At 44.6% G+C, this 4,465-nt stretch carries 3 protein-coding genes; 2 read left to right on the top strand and 1 reads right to left on the bottom strand.

Annotated features, from left to right (window positions below; all coding sequences use genetic code 11):
• Positions 1-843: hypothetical protein (locus CDG77_RS38985; protein WP_442946458.1), on the top strand; the 843-nt coding region annotated here is incomplete at its 5' end.
• Positions 844-1,196: 353 nt separating this feature from the next.
• The gene (locus tag CDG77_RS33675) at positions 1,197-3,683 is read left to right on the top strand and encodes a two-partner secretion domain-containing protein (protein WP_094333499.1); all 2,487 of its coding nucleotides are present in this window, start codon (positions 1,197-1,199) and stop codon (positions 3,681-3,683) included.
• A 3-nt stretch (positions 3,684-3,686) separates the two neighbouring features.
• On the opposite strand, the gene CDG77_RS33670 is transcribed toward CDG77_RS33675, so the two are convergent.
• Complete coding sequence (locus CDG77_RS33670; protein ID WP_094333498.1) at positions 3,687-4,079, bottom strand: hypothetical protein; 393 nt, start codon at positions 4,077-4,079, stop codon at positions 3,687-3,689.
• Positions 4,080-4,465 lie beyond the last annotated feature (386 nt).

Here is a 4,465-nt window from a genome sequence, read left to right as displayed (position 1 = left end):
AACATCCTGATTGGGATGAACATCGCCTTATTACCGCAGCCATCTCCCTGTTTCTGCTGCAAAATGCTGATGGAGACAGAAAGTGGCGTTCTAGCTAAATCAGTGAAGTCCGTTGTTGAGGAGGCGATGAAACCCCTGGCTGACGAGGTTGAAAAATTATCTCAACAAATTAGGGAAAAAGAGTTGGTGCAGTGTCTACTCGAAGAAAGTATTGCCAAAGGCGCAATTTTTGAAGAATTAGTCTTAGCCGAATTACAGAAATGGGCAAAGACTTGTGGAGCCGAAATCTCTTATGTCGGTGATGAAAATCGCCCTGGCGACATCCTTATAAAGCTTACTTCCAACTCAGTTGTCGGCATAGACATTACCATAATTTTGGAAGCAAGGAATCGGGAATCGCAACGCTGGGGTCGTACCAAAATTTCTCGGCATTTAGAAACAGCAATGGCTAGATACGAAGCTAATTGTGCCATATTTCTGAGCCACAGTAATCGGGGTTTGGGAAAAGATATTGGCGATTTTGGGCAGGGAGAATGTCAATATGGATTTTGGGTGACCACCCATCTCGATCTCATGAATATAGCTATTCAGTTCTTGATACTCCGGCAACAACTAAATAGTCAGAAAACCTTCAGTTCACCCATTGACAGTGCGGCAATAAAAGCTCAAGTGGAACGAATCGAATTGTCGCTGAACAATGTCACTAAAATCAACACCCTTGTAACTAACATGGAAAAAAATACTGAGGGGATTCGGGATTCTGCTAAAGAGTTGCGAAAGGAGATTCGGAGTTCTTTAGAAAGAATCACTCAGGCTATCAGTAAAAGCAACCCGCAGGCATAAATATTTAGCAAGCTTAGAAGTTGAGTGGTGTTTTATTTTGGGTAGTCAGCATTCCCGTTTCGGGAAAAGGTTGGGGAAAAAAGAATGCTGTTCTTGGTGATAGCGATGTCTAATTTTTATAGCTGTTGATGAACAATTTTAAAACTGACGACTAACTAATTTTCCCCGCACAGAGCCAAAATTCACGTATTCATTCTCTAAAAATTCCCTATGCTTTATGTGTGGGGAATTTTTAGAGAATGAAAACCTCAGATGGAGAAAATAATTGAATGGAAACTTAACTGGACAGTTGTGATAGTTCGTAGTTCGTAAAGGGAACTCTAAGTTTTAATCAGTAAAGGAAGTCTTTGGTGATGAGAGCGATGTCTACGACGGGCTACGCCTACGCTTTTCTATCTACACTCACAATCGGGTTCTTAAGTTCCGCTCTGGTACTACCAGCTATCGCTCAAGTGACATCCGATGGCACAACCAACACCATCGTCAACCAAAGTGGTAATAATTTTAATATTCTTAACGGGATTGATAAAGGGAATAATTTATTTCACAGCTTCAATAATTTCTCTGTGCCTACGGGTGGTTCAGCCACTTTCAATTTAATTAACACGCCAAATATTACAACTATATTTAGTCGAGTTACGGGTGGGAATGTTTCCAATATTGATGGGTTAATTCAAACTCTCAACACTAATAATCCGGTAAGTTTGTTTTTAATGAATCCTGCGGGGATTATATTTGGCAAAAATGCTCAATTGAATATTGGCGGAGCGTTTATCAGCACAACTGCTAACAGTATTAAATTTGCCGATGGTATTGAGTTTAGCGCGATTAATTCCCAAGCTACCCCACTGTTGAGCATCAATATTCCCCTTGGATTGCAAATGGGTAGCAATCCCGCATCAATCACCGTTCAAGGCACAGGACACTCCTTGAGCAATCCCAGTGGATTGCCTCTTGTCACTCAAAATCCGAGTCCTACAGAACTGCGGGTACAGCCGGGAAAAACCCTAGCTTTGGTGGGTGGCAATCTGGATCTAAATGGGGCAACTCTGACCGCCAAGCAAGGGCAAGTAGAATTAGGCAGTGTGAGTGGTACAGGGTTAGTTAGTTTGATCCCAACTGCACAGGGCTATGCTTTGGGATATGAAAATGGGCAAAAGTTTGGTGATATTCAGCTAGCAGAGCGATCGCTATTAGATATAAGCGGGGTGAATGCAGGTTCCGTTCAAATTCGGGGGCGACACATTCAATTTACCGATGGCTCTCTGGTGGTAGCGCGAAATTTCGGCAATCTCCCAGGCGGCGACATTCGCCTTCAGGCTACGGAGGCCATTGATCTGATTGGCACAACAGCTGATACCACAATTCGGAGTGGGGTGCGTACTGAAGCTGTGGGTGTCGGAGCTAGTGGGAACATCAGCGTCATTACTCCCAGGCTGATTCTCAATCAGGGAGCGGGGTTGAATAGCATAACGTTTGGAGCAGCTCCCAGTGGCAATATCGACATTGAGGCAACAGCGATTGAACTGTCTGGCTTCTCACCAATCAATCCAATTAACGTTACTAACCTTTCTACTTATAACTTTGGTTCTGGAAACGCTGGCGATATCTCCGTCAATGCCAATAGTTTACTGGTGTCAAATGGTGTCACACTGGCTTCAGCTACCTTTGGCAGTGGCTCCAGTGGAAAAGTGACGATTCGCACCAATCACACCACTGTCATGGGAGAAAGCCCCTCTGGACTATATAGCAACATTAGCTCACTCACTTTTGCGACCGGAAACGCCAAAACTTTGACCCTAGATACCGCCAAATTGCAAATTCTGGATGGGGGAGCAGTTGCCGCCACCACATTTTTTACCGGTAATGGGGGAGATTTGAGCATTAATGCGACGGAATCCATCGAGATCAGTGGTCGCAGTCAGAGCAATAACAGCAGTATCAACTCGTCTAGCGTCCGCTTGACTCCGCAATTCCGTCAATTCTTTAGTTTGCCAGATATACTGACGGCAAATGCAGGTAATGTTAGCATTATTACACCCAACTTGACGCTGACAGATGGCGGGACAGTTAGTGTCACCAGTCAAGGTAGCGGCAATGGTGGCAGTATCAAGATCACAGCCAATACGATCCGATTAGACCGTATTGGAAGCATCCAGGCACAAACAGAATCAGGTAATGGAGGTAATATCAACTTACAAGTTGGGAAGTTGTTGGTGCTGCGTGACAATAGCGCGATCGCAGCAACAGCAGGCGGTAATGGTAATGGAGGTAATATAAATATTAATGCACCGATCATCGCCGGATTAGAAAACAGTGACATTATTGCCAATGCAGTTCAAGGAAAGGGTGGCAACATTAACATTACAACTCAGGGGATTATCGGACTAAAGTTCCGTCCCCAACTCACTCCAGAAAATGATATCACTGCGAGTTCGCAATTTGGGGTTAACGGTACAGTTGATATTAATAATATTGGTATCGATCCAAATTCCGGCTTAGTCGAACTACCAGCAAATGTCACCGACCCATCGCAGCAAATTGCTACAGGCTGCGCGGGTAGTGAAGGCAGCAGTTTTGTCGCCACGGGACGGGGTGGAATCCCGCAAAATCCCACACAGCAAATTGGGAGCGAGCGCACTTGGTCTGATATCCGCGATATCTCTGCATACCGCAAAACCGGGGGAGTCACGGCACAAATACCCGAATCCCCAGAGGTTCTTGTCGAAGCTACTTCTTGGCATCGCAACGAATTAGGCAAAATCGAGTTAGTTGCAGATAAATCTCCTCCTGGTGTGCAGCAACCATTAACCTGTGCGGCTGTGACCAAAATTAAATGAGGATTATGCTTTTGGTGGCGTTTTTGCATCTGCCTGTATTTCAGTGATAAACCGATCCAGCACTTTTGTTGCGGTTTTGTACTGGGGTGCTGACGGGGCGATTCTCCCACGCCCTGTAGTCAGAGATTTTAAAATGCGATCGGCGCTTCGCCGCAGCGCTTCGCTATCGCGCACTGCCTGATAGTCTGGTCTAGTTTCTTGTCTATCTTCGATTAATTCTTCTTCTTGCGACTGTCTATTATCTGGTCTATCACTTGGTCTAACCTGCTTTAGCAAACGCCGCTCAAACTCCCCCAGACGTTCGTCTAGTTTCGTGTCTATGATTTTGTCTACTTCCGCCAGAATTGGGTCTAGAGAAGGTGTGTCGGTGGGTGTAGTAGTTGTGGGTTTGCCCAATGCGCTGAGAATTGCGTCTAGGATGAATTGGCTAACGGTGGTGTTGCGATCGCTGGTATGTTTTTTCTAAACTTCTGTTTATTCAGTGAGGTGAGGGACTTCCATAAAATAAACTATTCCACCAACAATAATGATAATCATTTTAAAGGGGTGTGTCGAAGAAGTCGTTGAGATCAAGTTTAATCAGGAATCAAAATCATGAAACTCTATGCAACCAGTATTCCTCAAGCAAAGCCCAAGTTGGGCAACTGTTATAATGTTGGTCAGTTTTTCCGTCTTCTTAGGCAGTTCTTTAGTCGGAGCAAGTTTTAGGGCGTGTCATCAATTAGATAAACTGGAATCAGAACTGCTGGAAAAGAATAAACACTATTGAAACCGATGACGCG

Origin of the sequence: Nostoc sp. 'Peltigera membranacea cyanobiont' 213 (assembly GCF_002245975.1) — a bacterium.
In the GTDB taxonomy this organism is placed as follows: Bacteria; Cyanobacteriota; Cyanobacteriia; order Cyanobacteriales; family Nostocaceae; genus Nostoc.
The sequence above is the reverse complement of the archived record's forward strand: the minus strand, read 5'-3'. Positions and strand labels throughout refer to the sequence as shown.

What these genes read in the sequence shown, in the direction of transcription:
- CDG77_RS33675 (WP_094333499.1), top strand. Translation starts at nt 1,197, where the DNA reads ATGAGAGCGATGTCTACGACGGGCTACGCCTACGCTTTTCTATCTACA.